Here is a 13,860-nt window from a genome sequence, read left to right as displayed (position 1 = left end):
GATTCCTCGAACCAGGGTCTGCCTTGCTAGTGTTGCGTCGCTCTCGTCCGGGTGGCGGAATAGGTAGACGCGCTAGCTTGAGGTGCTAGTGCCCTTTAACGGGCGTGGGGGTTCAAGTCCCCCCTCGGACACAGTCGAAAGGACCCCTGACCTGCGGAAACGCAGGCCTGGGTCCTTTCCGCTTCCTGCGGCCGCCTCGCGCGACTGGGCACTGGATCTTCCCGGTTTTCCGGGAAGGCTGCCTCTGACGTCTGGGCGCCTCGGCACCTGCACTGGTGGCATGACTACACACACCCTGCGCCGCTGGGGCGCCGTCCTGATGACCGGTGGACTGTTGTTGACCGCCGCTTACCTGATCTACCCGTCTTCCGCGCACGATGCGCTGATCCGACCGGCCGCTGCTCTGGGTCTGGCGGGGGTGCTGCTGGCGCTGCCCGCGCTGATCGCCTTCCAGCTCGCGCAGTCGGCACGTGCCCGCGTGACCGGCTGGATCGGTGCCGGGCTCCTCGTCCTCGGCATCGCCGCCCTCGAGATCCCTCACCTGGTGCTGGGCCTCTTCGACCCGAGCGCCCTCTACGACCTGGACAGCTACCACTCGAGCTTCTTCGGGGCCATGGAGTTCTACGGAGTCGTGGCGCTTGCCATTGGGATGATCGTGCTGGCCGTCGCCACGTGGCGCTCCGGCTTCTATCCGCGCCTCGCCTGCTGGCTGCTCGTGGTCAACGTCGTCGTGAGTGGCCTCGGCGCCTCCGTGCCGGCGGTCGCCGACGCCGTGCGGGTGCCCGCGCCGTCCTATCTGCTGATGGCACTGCTCGGACTGACGATGCGGCAAGCCGCCGCTCACCCCCGTGCGGTGTCGTCCGCGCCGGTCGAATCGACGACAATCCCGGCTCTTTGAGGGGATGCTGGTCACCATGCAGCCGACGGTGGCTCATCTGACGCTCGGAGACGGGCTTCGGCTGCTGTCCGCACTGATCTGGGTCGGGTCGGGGGCGCTGCTCCTGCTGCGCGCCCGACCCACCCGGATGACGGTGCTGGCCGGTTGCATGCTCCTCGCGAACGGCGTTTCCGCTCCTGCCCAGAAGGCGAGCGAGGGCACCTCAGTGGCTGTTCTCGGCCGCCTGGTACTGGCCGTGGCGTTGACGCTGGCGGTGCTCACCCTGTCGGTCTTCCCCGATGGTCACTTCCGTCCTTCCTGGCTGCGCTGGCTCGCCGCGGTGTTTGCGGCCTGGCAGGTGGTGGCAGCGGTCATCGGCCACCTGAGACCCGCACTGGACATCTTCGGCGGAGTGGTGTTCTTCGCGGGCCTGGGTGTCCCGCTCGGAGCGCAGGTCTGGCGCTTCCGGCACGACCCGGATCCCACGAATCGGGTGCAGGTCCGGTGGGTCCTCTATGGAGTCGCTGTCGCGTTCGGGGTGAGCCTGCTGGTCTCGCTGCCGTACTTCGCCCCCGGCTGGTTCCCCAGTCTGGTCGCTTCGGGGTCGCCGTACGACCGGTTCCAGGAGACTGCCTCGTCGTTGGCGGTGCTCGCCGTTCCGATCTGTTTCCTGTGCGCGATGCTGTTCGCGAACCTGTTCGACATCGACGTCGTGATCACTCGCACGCTCGTCTACGGCTCCCTCTCCTTCCTGGTCGCCGCCTGCTACCTGCTGGTGGTCGCCGGCACCGGTGTGCTCGTCGGTGAGCGTGGCGGCCGGCTCGCACCCCTCGCGGGGGCCGCGATCGTTGCGTTGCTGTTCGGCCCACTCCGGGCGCTGCTCCAGCGTCGGGCCCGACGGCTCGTCTACGGGATGCGGGCCGAGCCCTACGCCGCACTCAGCGGTCTGGGCCGACGTCTGGCGGCTGCGGTACCGGACGACGACGTGCCGACCGAGCTGGTCTCGACGATCCGGGACGCGCTGCGGGCGCCGTACGTCGCGCTCGCAGTTGGATCCGGTCGGGAATTTCCCATCGCCGCTGAGCAGGGCCGCGTCACTCCGGAAACGCTGGCGCTGGCGGTTCTTCATCGCGGGGAGCAGGTCGGCGTCCTGATCGTCGGGTACGACGCCGGTCACCCGCTGTCCGCCTCCGACCTCGCCTTGCTCACCGACCTGGCCAGCCATGCAGGCACTGCCATCCACAGCCTCCAGCTGACGACGAGCCTGCGCCGCGGTGCGGAGGACCTGCAGGCCGCTCGTGAGAGGTTGGTGCTGACCCGGGAGGAAGAACGGCGCCGGCTACGCAGGGATCTCCATGACGGGCTGGCGCCCACCCTCGCCGCAGCAGGACTGACCGCCGCGACCGCACACGACCTCGTCAGACGGGATCCGGAGACCGCGGAAAAGGTGCTGGAGACGCTGCAGCGCAACCTTCGAGCTGCTGTCTCGGACATCCGTACCCTGGTCGACGCGCTGCGACCGCCGGCGCTCGAGCTCGGGCTGATGCCTGCACTGCGGGAGCGAGCGGCCGAGCTCAGCCAGCTGGTGGAGGTGAGTGTGGAGGGACCCGAGCGATTGCCGGTCCTGCCGGCCGCAGTGGAGGTCGCGGCCTATCGGATCTGCCAGGAAGCACTGATGAACGTCCTCAAGCACGCCAGCGCCCGACACGTGCAGGTGCGTGTCGCAGCCGGCGACCTTCTCACGCTCGAGATCGAGGATGACGGGGTGGGGATGAGCAGCGCCAACGGGAACGGCATCGGACTCAGGTCGATGCGCGAGCGAGCCGCGGAGGTGGGTGGCGGCTGCACCATCGCGATGCGACCCGGCAGTGGCACCCAGGTCAGCGTGTACCTCCCGATCTCCGTGGGCGTCTCACCATGACCGGCATCCGTGTGCTGGTGGCCGACGACCATCCGCTCTTCCGCGAGGGCGTGCGCACCATGCTCGAGGCGACCTCTGACATCCAGCTCGTGGCCGAGGCCAAGGACGGCTCCGAGGCACTTCGTCTGGTCGGCGAGAACGAGGTCGACGTAGCTCTGCTCGACGTGAACATGCCAGGCATGTCCGGGATCGAGGTCGCTGGCCGACTCGCCGTCGAGCGTCCCGACGTCGCGGTGCTGATCCTCACGATGTTCGCCGATGACGCATCGGTCTTCGCCGCACTGCGCGCCGGCGCCCGTGGCTACGTGCTCAAGGACTCCGAGCGCGAGGACCTGCTGCGTGCGATCCGCTCGGTGGCCCGGGGCGAGGCCATCTTCAGCCCGTCGGTCGCCGTGCGCGTGCTCGACTTCTTCGCTCGTAGACATCCCTCGGTGACGCCCGAGGACTTCCCGATGCTCACTGCCCGGGAGCGCGACGTGTTGCACCTGATTGCCCAGGGCCGCTCGAACCCGGCCATCGCCGCCCAGCTCGGACTGTCGCGCAAGACGACGAGCAACTACGTCTCGGCCATCCTGACCAAGCTGCAGGTGCGCGACCGGGTCGAGGCCGCGGAGCGGGCGCGGGGGTCGAGTCCTCACTAGAGGCGGCGGGGACCACACGACACAATGACCGCATGTCGGCAGCAACAGCACTTCTCGCGATCGGTCTCGTCGTCGCGCTGGTCGGGCTCGGCCTCGCCCTCCGGCCGCGCCTGGCGGGGCGCCCCGCCATGACGGGGGCACCTGCCGACGATCCGATCCACGACGTGGGGGATGCCCTGGAGCGGGTCGCCGAGACCTTCCACGCCCTCGACCGGGGGCTGCGCACCGGCGTGCTCGTGGCTGTGGTCGGTCTGGTGGTCGCGGGCATCGGCGCCTATCTCGGGAGCGACGCCCGCGCTCTCGGTGCAGACGTCGGCGGCAGCGGCACCAACGCCCACGCTCGTATCGGCGGGACCTGGTAGCCCACCGGGCTGCACGCGGTGCGGCCCACCCTTGACACCTAGAACGTGTTCTACTCATGCTGGCGCATGGCCCAGGCACCCCCACCGGCAGACATGACGATGCAGCGCTCGAGCCGGGACGGCGACGACGTCCGGACCCGGTTGACGGCGTGGCTGGCCACGGTCCTTCCCGAGGGTGCCGACCCGGCCGTCGTGCTGCACAGCTCTGTGCAGGAGAACGGGCTCTCCTCCGAGACCGTGCTGCTCGACGCGACCTGGACCGAGGGCGGGGAGCAGCGGGCCGGGCAGTACGTCGCTCGCGTCGCGCCGGCCGTCGAGGACCTCCCGGTGTTCGAGCAGTACGCCCTCCAGGACCAGTACGACGCCATCCGGCTCGTCGGGGAGCGCACCGACGTACCCGTCCCGCAGGTCCGGTGGATGGAGCCGACCGGCGAGGTGCTCGGCACCCCCTTCTTCCTGATGGACCGCATCGACGGGCTCGTCCCGCGCGACGTGCTGCCCTACAACTTCGGCGACAACTGGCTGTTCGACGCCTCTCCGGAGGACCAGCGACGGCTGCAGGACTCGACGGTGCAGGTGCTCGCTGACCTGCACGCCATCCCCGATGCCGCGAACACGTTCGCCTTCCTCGACCCGGCGTACGACGGAGCCACCGCGCTGGCGCGCAACCTCGCCCGGGTGAGGTCCTGGTACGAGTTCGCGGTCCCCGACATCGGCCGGTCCCCGATCGCCGAGCGTGGGCTGGCCTGGCTGGAGGCCAACCTGCCGGCCACCTCCGAGGCGGTGCTGTGCTGGGGCGACGCCCGCATCGGCAACGTGCTCTACCGGGACTTCGAGCCGGTCGGTGTCCTCGACTGGGAGATGGCCACCGTCGGACCGCGCGAGATGGACGTGTCCTGGATCGTGTTCGCCCACCAGGTCTTCGAGTCGATCACGGGAATGCTGGAGCTGCCCGGCATGCCGCACTTCATGCGCGAGGAGGACGTCGTCGCGTCGTACCAACGCGCGACCGGGACGACCCTGGACCCGCTGGACTGGTACCACGTCTACAACGGCGTCGAGTGGTGCATCGTCTTCATGCGCACCGGCGCCCGTCAGATCCACTTCGGCGAGATCGACCGACCCGAGGACCTTGAGACGTTGTTCCACCACAAGCCGCTCTTCGAGTCGGTGCTGGCGAAGGTGGGTGGCTGAGCGTGGTCAGCTCGCTGGACGAGTACCCGCTGCACCAGGTGCCCCTCCCGGTCACCTGGGCGGGCTCGAGCGACCGCAACTTCTACGACCGCTGTTACCTCAACGCCCACGACCGCACCGGCGACATCTTCCTGATCACGGGCATGGGCTACTACCCCAACCTGGGCACCAAGGACGCCTTCGTGCTCGTACGACGCGGCGACGAGCAGACCGCGGTGCACCTCTCCGACGCCATCGACGACGACCGCCTCGACCAACGGGTCGGCGCCTACCGCATCGAGGTCGTCGAGCCCCTGCGTCAGCTGCGCGTGGTGCTCGAGGAGACGGAGGGGATGGCGCTCGACCTGACCTGGGAGGGCTCCTTCGACGTACTCCAGGAGCAGCCGCACATCATGCGCGCCGGCAGCCGAGTGACGTTGAATGCCCAGCGCTTCGCCCAGGTCGGCACCTGGTCCGGGACCCTGGTGATCGACGGCCAGGAGACCGCCCTCACGCCCGACCGGTGGGTCGGCACCCGTGATCGCTCCTGGGGGATCCGACCGGTCGGCGAGGCCGCGCCCGAGGGAGCGCCGGCGGTCCCGGCGTTCGAGGGCATGTGGTGGACCTACGTGCCGCTCCGCTTCGAGGAGTACGCCGTCGTGCTGATCCTCCAGGAGGACCCCGACGGCTACCGCACCCTCAACGACTGCCACCGGGTCTGGCGCGACGGCCGGATCGAGCAGCTCGGCTGGCCGCGGGTCGACATCCGCTACGCCTCGGGCACACGCGTCCCCACCGGTGCCTCGATCACCTGCACGACTCCCGACGGCAAGCCCCTCCTCCTCGAGGTCGAGTCCCTGCTGCCGGTGCCGATCCACGTCGGCGGCGGCTACGGCGGTGACCCCGACTGGATCCACGGGCAGTGGAAGGGCCCCGGGTTCACCGAGCGGGTCACCTACGACCTCACCGACGAGTCCGTGGCCGGCCGGATCATGTTCGGCGTCATCGACCACGCGGCGCGCGCACTCTGCCATGACGGAGGGGTGGAAGGTGCCGAAGGCTTCGGGCTCTTCGAGCACGGCGCCCTCGGTCGGCACGACCCCAGCGGCTTCGCCGACTGGTTCACCCTCGCTCCCTGACCGACCGACCCGAAGGATGTCCCGTGACCCTGGACCGCAGCACCCTGTTCATCGACGGAGCGTGGGCCGCGCCCACCGGCGACGACACGATCGAGGTCGTCTCGCCGCACACCGAGGAGGTCGTCGCCCGGGTGCCGGAGGGGACGCCCGCGGACATCGATGCCGCGGTCGACGCCGCGCGACGGGCCTTCGACAGTGGGCCCTGGCTGCGGATGAGTCCCGAGGAGCGCATCGAGGTGGTGCAGAGCTTCTCGAACCTCTACGCCGGCAAGCTCGGCGAGATGGCCGAGCTGATCACCACCGAGATGGGGTCGCCGACGTCGTTCTCCAACCTGGCGCAGTCGCCGGCGCCCTGGATGATGATCGAGTCGTTCATCAACATCGCCAAGGCGTTCCCGTGGGAGGAGACCCGTCCGGGTGCGCTCGGCAGCGACGTCATCGTGCGTCGTGAGCCGGTCGGGGTGGTGGCGGCGATCCCGCCCTGGAACGTCCCCCAGTTCACGACCATCTCCAAGATCGCCCCGGCGCTGCTGGCCGGCTGCACCGTCGTGCTCAAGCCGGCGCCGGAGACCCCGCTCGACTCCTACCTGATGGCCGAGCTGCTCCAGGAGGCCGGCGTACCCGCTGGTGTCGTCAACATCGTGGCGGCCGGCCGCGAGGTGGGAGAGCACCTCGTCGCGCATCCTGGCGTGGACAAGGTCGCGTTCACCGGTTCGACAGCCGCGGGCCGCAAGATCGCGTCGGTCTGCGGCGAGCAGCTCAAGCGGGTCAGCCTCGAACTGGGCGGCAAGTCGGCCGCCATCGTCCTGGACGATGCCGACCTCGCCACCACCATGGACGGACTGCGGTTCACCGCGCTGATGAACAGCGGCCAGGCCTGCGTCGCGCAGACACGCATCCTGGCCAGCCGAGCGAAGTACGACGAGGTGGTGGACGCGCTCGCCCAGACCGTCGCCAGCATGCCGGTGGGCGACCCGGGCGACCCGGCGACCGAGATCGGTCCGATGGTGGCGCGACGGCAGCAGGAGCGCGTCGAGAAGTACATCGCGCTCGGCCAGGAGGAAGGTGCCCGCGTCGTCGTCGGCGGCAACGGCATGCCCGACGGGCTCGACCGCGGCTGGTACGTGCGACCCACCGTGTTCGCCGACGTGGACAACTCGATGCGCATCGCCCGGGAGGAGATCTTCGGCCCGGTGCTCTCGGTGATCGCCTACGACGACGTCGACGACGCCGTGCGCATCGCCAACGACTCGGACTACGGCCTGGCCGGCACCGTGTGGACCGCCGACCAGGAGGCCGGCCTCGACGTGGCGCGCCGCGTGCGTGCGGGCACCTACGGCGTGAACACCTACACGATGGACTTCGCCGCGCCCTTCGGTGGCTACAAGTCCTCGGGCATCGGCCGGGAGTTCGGCCCCGAGGGTCTGGCGCAGTACACCGAGTACAAGGCGATCTACCCGACCGCGCCGGCGATGTAGCAGGAGCGGTGCTCCTCGACCTCCAGCTCGACGGCCGGCCGGACCACGCGCCGGCGCGCGCTGCCGAGCTCGTCGCGGCCGGTGCAACCGGCCTGTTCACCTTCGAGGGACCGCACGACGTGTTCCTGCCACTGGCGGCAGTCGCCGGGCATGTCCCGGCCGACCTGATGACCAACGTCGCGATCGCGATGCCCCGCAGCCCGATGCACCTGGCCCACGCCGCCTGGGACCTGCAGCTGATGAGCGGGGGACGCTTCCGGCTCGGACTCGGGTCGCAGGTCCGGCCGCACATCGAGAACCGGTACGGCGCGACCTGGTCCCCACCCGCCGCCCGGATGCGCGAGATCGTGCTCGCCGTGAAGGCGATCCTCTCCTCGTGGCAGGACGGGACTCCGCTGGACTTCCGGGGCCAGCACACCCGGCACACACTGATGCCGCCGACGTTCGTCCCGGGACCGAACCCCTACGGACCACCGCCCGTGCTGCTCGGCGCGCTGGGTCCGGTGATGACCCGCACGGCTGCCGAGGTGGCCGACGGGCTGCTGGTGATGCCGTTCCACAGCCACCGCCACTTCCGTGAGCGCACTCTTCCGGCGGTCGAGGAGGGCCTGCGACGTGCCGGACGTGACCGGGTGGAGGTGTTCCCGCAGGCGATCCTGGCCATGGGCCGCACCGCCGAGGAGCTCACGGCTGCGACCGAGGGAGTCCGGATGCTGCTGGCGTTCTACGGCTCCACCCCGGCGTACCGCCCGGTGCTCGACGTCGAGGGGTGGGGGGAGCTGCAACCGGAGCTCAACGCGCTCTCGAAGCGCGGGGACGTCGAGGCGATGGCGGCGCTGGTCACCGAGGAGATGGTGGAGACGCTGGCCGTCCGCGGCACCCCCGAGCAGTGCGCGGTCGAGCTCGAGCGGCGCTTCGGCGACGTGGCCCGCCGGGTCTGCGCCTACTTCCCGGGACACGACCCCGGAAGCGAGCAGGTCGCCAGCCTGGCCCGCGCGCTTGCCGGGGGAGGAGAAGTGCGCGGGCCGGGCTGACGGGTTCAGGGACCCTTACGGGTGGAGGTGGTGCTCCGGCAGCCACACCTCGGGATCGATCGCGTCGCCGCCGCGGGGGTGGACCTCGAGGTGGAGGTGGGGGCCGGTGGTGTTGCCGGTCGAGCCGACGTAGCCGATCAGGTCGCCGGGCTTCACCCGCTGGCCGGGGTCGACACCGAACTCGCTCTGGTGGCAGTACCAGAGGACCGTCCCGTCATCGAGCCTGACCACGGTCTTGTTGCCGAACGCCCCGTCGTACGCCGTGGAGACGACGACACCGGGTCCGATCGAACGGATCTCGGTGCCTTCGGGGGCCGCGAAGTCCAGGCCGGTGTGGGTGCTGGACCACAGGCCGCTGACCTGGCCGAAGCGACCGGTCAGGTGGTAGCCGACGACGGGCAGCACCCAGGGAGCCGGCTTCGCCTTGAGCCGCACGCGGGGGAGCAGCGGCTGGGCCTTCTCCTTGTCCTCGGTCCTGGCCGCCGCGGGGGCGGCCTGGTCGATGGAGGACGCCACGGAGTCCAGCGGCAGGCGGGAGATGTCGAGCGCGGAGGCGGACGGCACCACGACGCCGACGACGGAAGCGGCCAGCAGGCCGGTGACGAGTGCGGGCGTGCGGGCACGCCGCAGGTGAGACGTGAGGGGCATGTCAGAAAGTGGTTCCTCGTCGCGCCGCGAAGGGAGTGGCTTACCCGATCGCCTGGCGCGCGCTGCGCACCTCGCTGCTCGTCAGAGGTTCTGTAGTCGGCACCGGCCGGGGACGAGCAGGAGGCGCTTCCCGTACCGGGGTGTTCTCTTGTCATGGGCGATGCCTGGCGGGCACCGCGGCCGCCCAGTCAGCCACAGCAGGACGAGGCTTGCAAACTCTCAGCTAGCACCTTGTTAGCGGGCTCACACGCCGGTGGAGGGGTTCACGCTCAGCGGCCCGGTGTGACGCGATCAAGGTCACATGCATGGGTACGGCGGATATGGGTTTCCTCAAGGGGAGAACATCCGACGAAAGGACACCACGATGGGTACCGAAGACAAGGCCGCCAACAAGGTCACGGACGTCAAGGGCAAGGTCAAGGAGTCCGCTGGCAAGGCCACCAACGACGAGGAGCTCGAGGGCAAGGGCAAGGGCGACCAGGCCGAGGCCTCGATCAAGGACGGCGTGGAGAACCTCAAGGACGCCGCCGGCAACGTGAAGGACGCGTTCAAGAAGTAAGCGCTTTCAAACGCGCACAGACGCACTAGTCCACGCGGGCTAGACAGGTCCGGGGTCGCCACGCGGTCATTCGTGCTTCGGCGACCCCGGAGACCTAGCCTCGAAACATGGAGGAAACGCACGCGAGGATGGCCACCAGCGCGGCCATCGGGACCACCGCACTGGGGCGTTTGCAGATGCGCGTGCCCGAGGACGATGGCTACGAAGAGGTCATCGTCGAGCGCCGCTGGCCCGACATGGCCGCCGCACGTGCCTGGTGCGAGCGCACCGTCAGCCGCGTCGCCCCCGGCACCACCGTGCTGGAGATCCAGGTCTTCGAGGAGAGCTGGCGCCACTCCAAGTCGTGGGAGACGACCAAGACCCGGCCGCAGGCCGAGGTGCTCCAGCTCGGCGTGGTCAACACCGCCGGGTTCGTGCGCTGGTCCGAGCCGCGGGTGATGTCGCCCCGAGCCGGCTCCCGCCACCTCATCTAGCTCGCAGCCCACCCCAGGTTGGGTCGTGCCCGTTCTGGGGCACCATGGGGGAATGACCCCGATCAGCGACGAGACCGCCCAGTCCAGCGCCTACGACCCGGCGGCCGAGGTCACCGAGATCTGCCGCGACCTGATCAGGATCGACACCACCAACTTCGGTGACCAGCCCGGCCCGGGGGAGCGCAAGGCGGCCGAGCACGTCGCCACGCTGCTCGACGAGGTCGGCATCGAGAGCGAGCTGTGGGAGGCCGAGCCCGGCCGGACCAACGTGATCGCCCGGTGGGGCGGCACCAAGGGCGACCCCGTCCTCGTGCACGGGCATCTCGACGTCGTACCCGCCGATGCCGACGACTGGCAGCAGCATCCGTTCAGCGGCGAGATCCACGACGGCCAGGTCTGGGGCCGCGGCGCCGTCGACATGAAGGACTTCGACGCGATGCTGCTCTCCACCGTCCGGGCGCGGGCCCGCGCCGGTGTCCTCCCTGACCGTCCGCTGGTGCTGTGCTTCACCGCCGACGAGGAGGCGGGCGGCCACAAGGGCGCCGGCCCGCTCGTCGAGGCCAAGCGCGAGTGGTTCGAGGACTGCACCTACGCCGTCGGGGAGGTCGGCGGGTTCTCCACCACGGTCCGGGGGCGTCGTCTCTACCTGATCGAGGCGGCCGAGAAGGGCATGGCCTGGATGCGGCTGACCGCCAAGGGCCATGCGGGGCACGGGTCGATGGTGCACCCCGACAACGCGGTGACCACGCTGGCCGAGGCGGTGGCGCGGATCGGCCGCCACGAGTGGCCGGTGCAGCTGACCCCGACGATGAAGGTGCTCCTCGGGGCCGTGGCCGAGCTGGCCGGCACCGAGGCGACCCCGGAGAACGCCGAGAAGCTGATCGAGGAGTTCGGCTCGGCCGCACGGATGCTCGGGGCGGTGATCCGGCACACCACCAACCCGACGATGCTCGACGCCGGCTACAAGGTGAACGTCGTGCCCGGCCAGGCCACGGCCCAGGTCGACGGGCGCTTCCTGCCCGGGCTGGAGGACGAGTTCCTGACCACCCTGCACGAGCTCGCGGGCCCGGGCGTCGACATCGATTTCATCAGCAAGATGGGCGGGCTCGAGACGCCGTACGACGGGGAGATGGCTGATGCCATGACGGCCTCGCTGCTCGAGGAGGATCCCGATGCCCTGGTGGCGCCGTACCTGATGAGCGGGGGGACCGACGCCAAGCACTTCACCCAGCTCGGTATGCGTGCGTTCGGGTTCGCGCCGCTGCGGCTGCCCGAGGAGCTCGACTTCACCGCGCTCTTCCACGGCGTCGACGAGCGGGTCCCCGTGGACGCGCTCGAGTTCGGGGCGCGCGTGTTCGACCGGTTCCTCGGGCGGATCTGAGTCGCCAGTGGCGTGCGTCCTGGACGCGCGGCTCTAGACCTCGACGAGGAAGGCGATCCGCTGACGGATGATCCGTCGGCGCAGCTGCACCCGGCGGGTTCCGTCGTACCCCACCCGGACGCGGTCGAGCTCCCAACCGCCCTGCTCGGCGCGCTCCACGAGCATCCGAGTCACTGCGCTGCGGGAGTGCTCGCGTGAGATCAGCATCTTGGAGTATTCGTACTCCACACCGGGACGCAGCGCGCGGCGCTGCTCGATCCGTCGCTGCTTCGCGCTGGTCAATCCAGGGCCTCCTGCTTGTCGGCGGACACGTCCTCGAGCGCCTGCACGATCTCGGCCGGGAGCTCGCACTCCTCGACGGACAGCGACTCGCGCAGCTGCGCGGCAGTGCGAGCCCCGAGGATCGGCGCGGTCACCCCGGGCCGGTCGCGCACCCAGGCCAGCGCCACCTCGAGGGAGGACCAGCCGAGGCCGTCCGCCGCGCGGGCGACAGCCTCCACGACGCGCTGGGAGAAGTCGTCGAGGTAGCGCCCCACGAAGGTGGAGAAGTGCGGCGAGGCCGCGCGGGAGTCGGCGGGGGTGCCGCCGCGGTACTTGCCGGTGAGCACGCCGCGGCCGAGCGGCGACCAGGGGAGTACGCCGAGCCCGAGCGCCTGCGCAGCCGGGATCGTCTCCGCCTCGACGGCCCGGTTGAGCAGGGAGTACTCGACCTGGTTGGACGCCAGGGTCGCCCGACCCGGCACTGCGCGCTGCCAGGTGGCGGCCTGGGCGGACTGCCACCCGTTGTAATTGCTGACGCCGACGTAGGCCGCCCGGCCGCTCGTCACGGCGTGGTCGAGCGCGCTGAGCGTCTCCTCCAGCGGGGCGTCGTCGACCCACGTGTGCACCTGCCAGAGGTCGACGTGGTCGACGCCGAGCCGCCTGAGCGAGGCGTCCAGCGAGCTGACCAGGTGACCGCGCGAGGCGTTGGTGTAGCGCTCGCCCTTGCGCCGGCCGATGCCCGCCTTCGTGGCCAGCACCAGGTCGTCGCGTTCGCACACGTTGCCGATGAGCGAGCCGATCAGCCGCTCGGAGTCGCCGTCGGTGTAGCCCGCCGCCGTGTCCACCAGCGTGCCCCCGGCGCCGACGAAGGCGGCCAGCTGCTCGCGGGCCTCGTGCTCGTCGGTGTCGCGGCCCCACGTCATGGTGCCCAGCCCCAAGCGCGAGACGGAGAGCCCCGTCGCACCGAGGAGCCGCTGCTGCATGGCCAAACGCTACCCACCCGGAGATAACCGGGGACGCGCGGCTCGCCGGTCAGGTGGCGGTCAGGCGCCGTGCGTAACCTGACTCCTGCCATGGACTACTTCGACGCCGTCATCCTCGGGATCGTCGAGGGACTCACCGAGTTCCTCCCGGTCTCCAGCACCGGACACCTGACCATCGTGGAGAAGATGCTCGGCCTCCAGGTCGACGACAAGGGGGTCACGGCGTACACCGCGGTGATCCAGATGGGCGCCATCGCCGCCGTACTCCTCTACTTCCGCCGGGACATCTGGCGGATCGCGGCTGCCTGGTTCCGGGGTCTGTTCCATCCGGAGTACCGCGGCCACTTCGACCACCGCTTCGGCTGGTACATCATCGTCGGCTCGATCCCCATCGGCATCGTCGGCTTCCTCGGCAAGGACGTGATCAGCGGCTCGCTGCGCTCGCTGTGGTGGGTCGGTGCCTCGCTGGTGTTCTGGTGCGCGGTGATGGTGTACGCCGAGCGGGTCGGTCGCAAGGACCGGTCCGAGCGCGACCTGACGATGCTCGACTCGGTCATCGTCGGCGTGGTCCAGTGCGTGGCGCTGATACCGGGTGTCTCGCGCTCGGGCGCCACCATCTCCGGTGGCCTGCTGCGCGGCTTCGACCGCGTGACCGCCACCCGGCTCAGCTTCTTCCTCTCGATCCCGGCCCTGCTGGCGGCCGGGCTCTACGAGCTCAAGGACGCCATCGGCAGCGATATCGGCGTCGGCCCGACCGTCGTGGGCACCCTGGTCAGCTTCGCTGTCGCCTACGTCGCGATCGCCTGGCTGCTGAGGTTCGTCGCCGGCCACTCGATCGCCTGGTTCGTGCCCTACCGACTCGTCCTCGGCTTCACCGTGCTCGGCCTGCTCGCCACGGGTGTCATCACCGCGACCTGAGCCCCCAGCCCC

Annotated in this window: 15 protein-coding genes and 1 tRNA gene; 13 read left to right on the top strand and 3 right to left on the bottom strand. The window is 70.1% G+C overall.

What is annotated here, in order from left to right; all coding sequences use genetic code 11:
• Positions 1 to 45 precede the first annotated feature (45 nt).
• The 9 genes from H976_RS0105170 (at position 46) to H976_RS0105130 (ending at position 8,625) form a co-directional block, all read left to right on the top strand.
• Positions 46 to 131 (top strand) — tRNA-Leu (locus tag H976_RS0105170).
• 149 nt (positions 132 to 280) lie between these two features.
• Positions 281 to 898, top strand: coding sequence for a hypothetical protein (locus H976_RS0105165; protein ID WP_155917986.1), 618 nt, complete (start codon positions 281 to 283; stop codon positions 896 to 898).
• Between the two features lie 16 nt (positions 899 to 914).
• Positions 915 to 2,798 carry a GAF domain-containing sensor histidine kinase gene (locus H976_RS24610; protein ID WP_231388795.1) on the top strand — a complete coding sequence of 628 codons (1,884 nt, stop codon included), beginning with the start codon at positions 915 to 917 and terminating at the stop codon, positions 2,796 to 2,798.
• A complete protein-coding gene (locus tag H976_RS0105155; RefSeq protein ID WP_027860679.1) occupies positions 2,795 to 3,439 on the top strand; it encodes a response regulator transcription factor in 645 nt (214 codons plus the stop codon). Before H976_RS24610 ends, H976_RS0105155 begins: the two co-directional genes overlap by 4 nt.
• Positions 3,440 to 3,471: 32 nt before the next feature.
• Entirely contained in the window at positions 3,472 to 3,801 is a 330-nt protein-coding gene (locus H976_RS0105150) for a hypothetical protein (RefSeq protein ID WP_027860678.1), read from the top strand.
• Positions 3,802 to 3,867: 66 nt separating this feature from the next.
• A complete protein-coding gene (locus H976_RS0105145; protein WP_027860677.1) occupies positions 3,868 to 4,995 on the top strand; it encodes a phosphotransferase family protein in 1,128 nt (375 codons plus the stop codon).
• A gap of 2 nt (positions 4,996 to 4,997) precedes the next feature.
• Positions 4,998 to 6,113 carry a hypothetical protein gene (locus H976_RS0105140; protein WP_027860676.1) on the top strand — a complete coding sequence of 372 codons (1,116 nt, stop codon included), beginning with the start codon at positions 4,998 to 5,000 and terminating at the stop codon, positions 6,111 to 6,113.
• A gap of 23 nt (positions 6,114 to 6,136) precedes the next feature.
• Positions 6,137 to 7,591: an aldehyde dehydrogenase gene (locus tag H976_RS0105135; protein WP_027860675.1), complete on the top strand. Its 1,455-nt coding sequence runs from the start codon at positions 6,137 to 6,139 to the stop codon at positions 7,589 to 7,591.
• An 8-nt stretch (positions 7,592 to 7,599) separates the two neighbouring features.
• Positions 7,600 to 8,625, top strand: a complete 1,026-nt coding sequence (locus H976_RS0105130; protein ID WP_027860674.1) for a TIGR03617 family F420-dependent LLM class oxidoreductase — start codon at positions 7,600 to 7,602, stop codon at positions 8,623 to 8,625.
• A gap of 15 nt (positions 8,626 to 8,640) precedes the next feature.
• On the opposite strand, the gene H976_RS24605 is transcribed toward H976_RS0105130, so the two are convergent.
• Entirely contained in the window at positions 8,641 to 9,273 is a 633-nt protein-coding gene (locus H976_RS24605) for a M23 family metallopeptidase (RefSeq protein ID WP_051276233.1), read from the bottom strand.
• 364 nt (positions 9,274 to 9,637) lie between these two features.
• Here H976_RS24605 and H976_RS0105120 point away from each other — a divergent pair, with 364 nt between their 5' ends.
• The 3 genes from H976_RS0105120 (at position 9,638) to H976_RS0105110 (ending at position 11,686) form a co-directional block, all read left to right on the top strand.
• Entirely contained in the window at positions 9,638 to 9,832 is a 195-nt protein-coding gene (locus H976_RS0105120; protein WP_027860673.1) for a CsbD family protein, read from the top strand.
• A 107-nt stretch (positions 9,833 to 9,939) separates the two neighbouring features.
• Positions 9,940 to 10,305: a hypothetical protein gene (locus H976_RS0105115; protein WP_155917984.1), complete on the top strand. Its 366-nt coding sequence runs from the start codon at positions 9,940 to 9,942 to the stop codon at positions 10,303 to 10,305.
• 52 nt (positions 10,306 to 10,357) lie between these two features.
• A complete protein-coding gene (locus H976_RS0105110) occupies positions 10,358 to 11,686 on the top strand; it encodes a M20/M25/M40 family metallo-hydrolase (RefSeq protein ID WP_036224809.1) in 1,329 nt (442 codons plus the stop codon).
• A gap of 33 nt (positions 11,687 to 11,719) precedes the next feature.
• Here H976_RS0105110 and H976_RS24600 read toward each other — a convergent pair whose 3' ends face one another.
• On the bottom strand, positions 11,720 to 11,968 hold the full coding sequence (locus H976_RS24600; RefSeq protein WP_036224806.1) for a DUF5703 family protein: 249 nt from the start codon (positions 11,966 to 11,968) through the stop codon (positions 11,720 to 11,722).
• Positions 11,965 to 12,930, bottom strand: a complete 966-nt coding sequence (locus H976_RS0105100) for an aldo/keto reductase (protein WP_027860669.1) — start codon at positions 12,928 to 12,930, stop codon at positions 11,965 to 11,967. Before H976_RS0105100 ends, H976_RS24600 begins: the two co-directional genes overlap by 4 nt.
• A gap of 90 nt (positions 12,931 to 13,020) precedes the next feature.
• Between H976_RS0105100 and H976_RS0105095 the strand changes: the two genes are divergently transcribed.
• On the top strand, positions 13,021 to 13,848 hold the full coding sequence (locus H976_RS0105095) for an undecaprenyl-diphosphate phosphatase (RefSeq protein WP_027860668.1): 828 nt from the start codon (positions 13,021 to 13,023) through the stop codon (positions 13,846 to 13,848).
• Positions 13,849 to 13,860: the final 12 nt, after the last annotated feature.

Origin of the sequence: Marmoricola sp. URHB0036, from assembly GCF_000426045.1 — a bacterium.
Classification (GTDB): Bacteria; Actinomycetota; Actinomycetes; order Propionibacteriales; family Nocardioidaceae; genus Marmoricola.
The sequence above is the reverse complement of the archived record's forward strand: the minus strand, read 5'-3'. Positions and strand labels throughout refer to the sequence as shown.

What these genes read in the sequence shown, in the direction of transcription:
- H976_RS0105165 (WP_155917986.1), top strand. Translation starts at nt 281, where the DNA reads ATGACTACACACACCCTGCGCCGCTGGGGCGCCGTCCTGATGACCGGT.
- H976_RS24610 (WP_231388795.1), top strand. Translation starts at nt 915, where the DNA reads ATGCAGCCGACGGTGGCTCATCTGACGCTCGGAGACGGGCTTCGGCTG.
- H976_RS0105155 (WP_027860679.1), top strand. Translation starts at nt 2,795, where the DNA reads ATGACCGGCATCCGTGTGCTGGTGGCCGACGACCATCCGCTCTTCCGC.
- H976_RS0105150 (WP_027860678.1), top strand. Translation starts at nt 3,472, where the DNA reads ATGTCGGCAGCAACAGCACTTCTCGCGATCGGTCTCGTCGTCGCGCTG.
- H976_RS0105145 (WP_027860677.1), top strand. Translation starts at nt 3,868, where the DNA reads ATGGCCCAGGCACCCCCACCGGCAGACATGACGATGCAGCGCTCGAGC.
- H976_RS24605 (WP_051276233.1), bottom strand. Translation starts at nt 9,273, where the DNA reads ATGCCCCTCACGTCTCACCTGCGGCGTGCCCGCACGCCCGCACTCGTC.
- H976_RS0105120 (WP_027860673.1), top strand. Translation starts at nt 9,638, where the DNA reads ATGGGTACCGAAGACAAGGCCGCCAACAAGGTCACGGACGTCAAGGGC.
- H976_RS0105115 (WP_155917984.1), top strand. Translation starts at nt 9,940, where the DNA reads ATGGAGGAAACGCACGCGAGGATGGCCACCAGCGCGGCCATCGGGACC.
- H976_RS0105110 (WP_036224809.1), top strand. Translation starts at nt 10,358, where the DNA reads ATGACCCCGATCAGCGACGAGACCGCCCAGTCCAGCGCCTACGACCCG.
- H976_RS0105100 (WP_027860669.1), bottom strand. Translation starts at nt 12,930, where the DNA reads ATGCAGCAGCGGCTCCTCGGTGCGACGGGGCTCTCCGTCTCGCGCTTG.
- H976_RS0105095 (WP_027860668.1), top strand. Translation starts at nt 13,021, where the DNA reads ATGGACTACTTCGACGCCGTCATCCTCGGGATCGTCGAGGGACTCACC.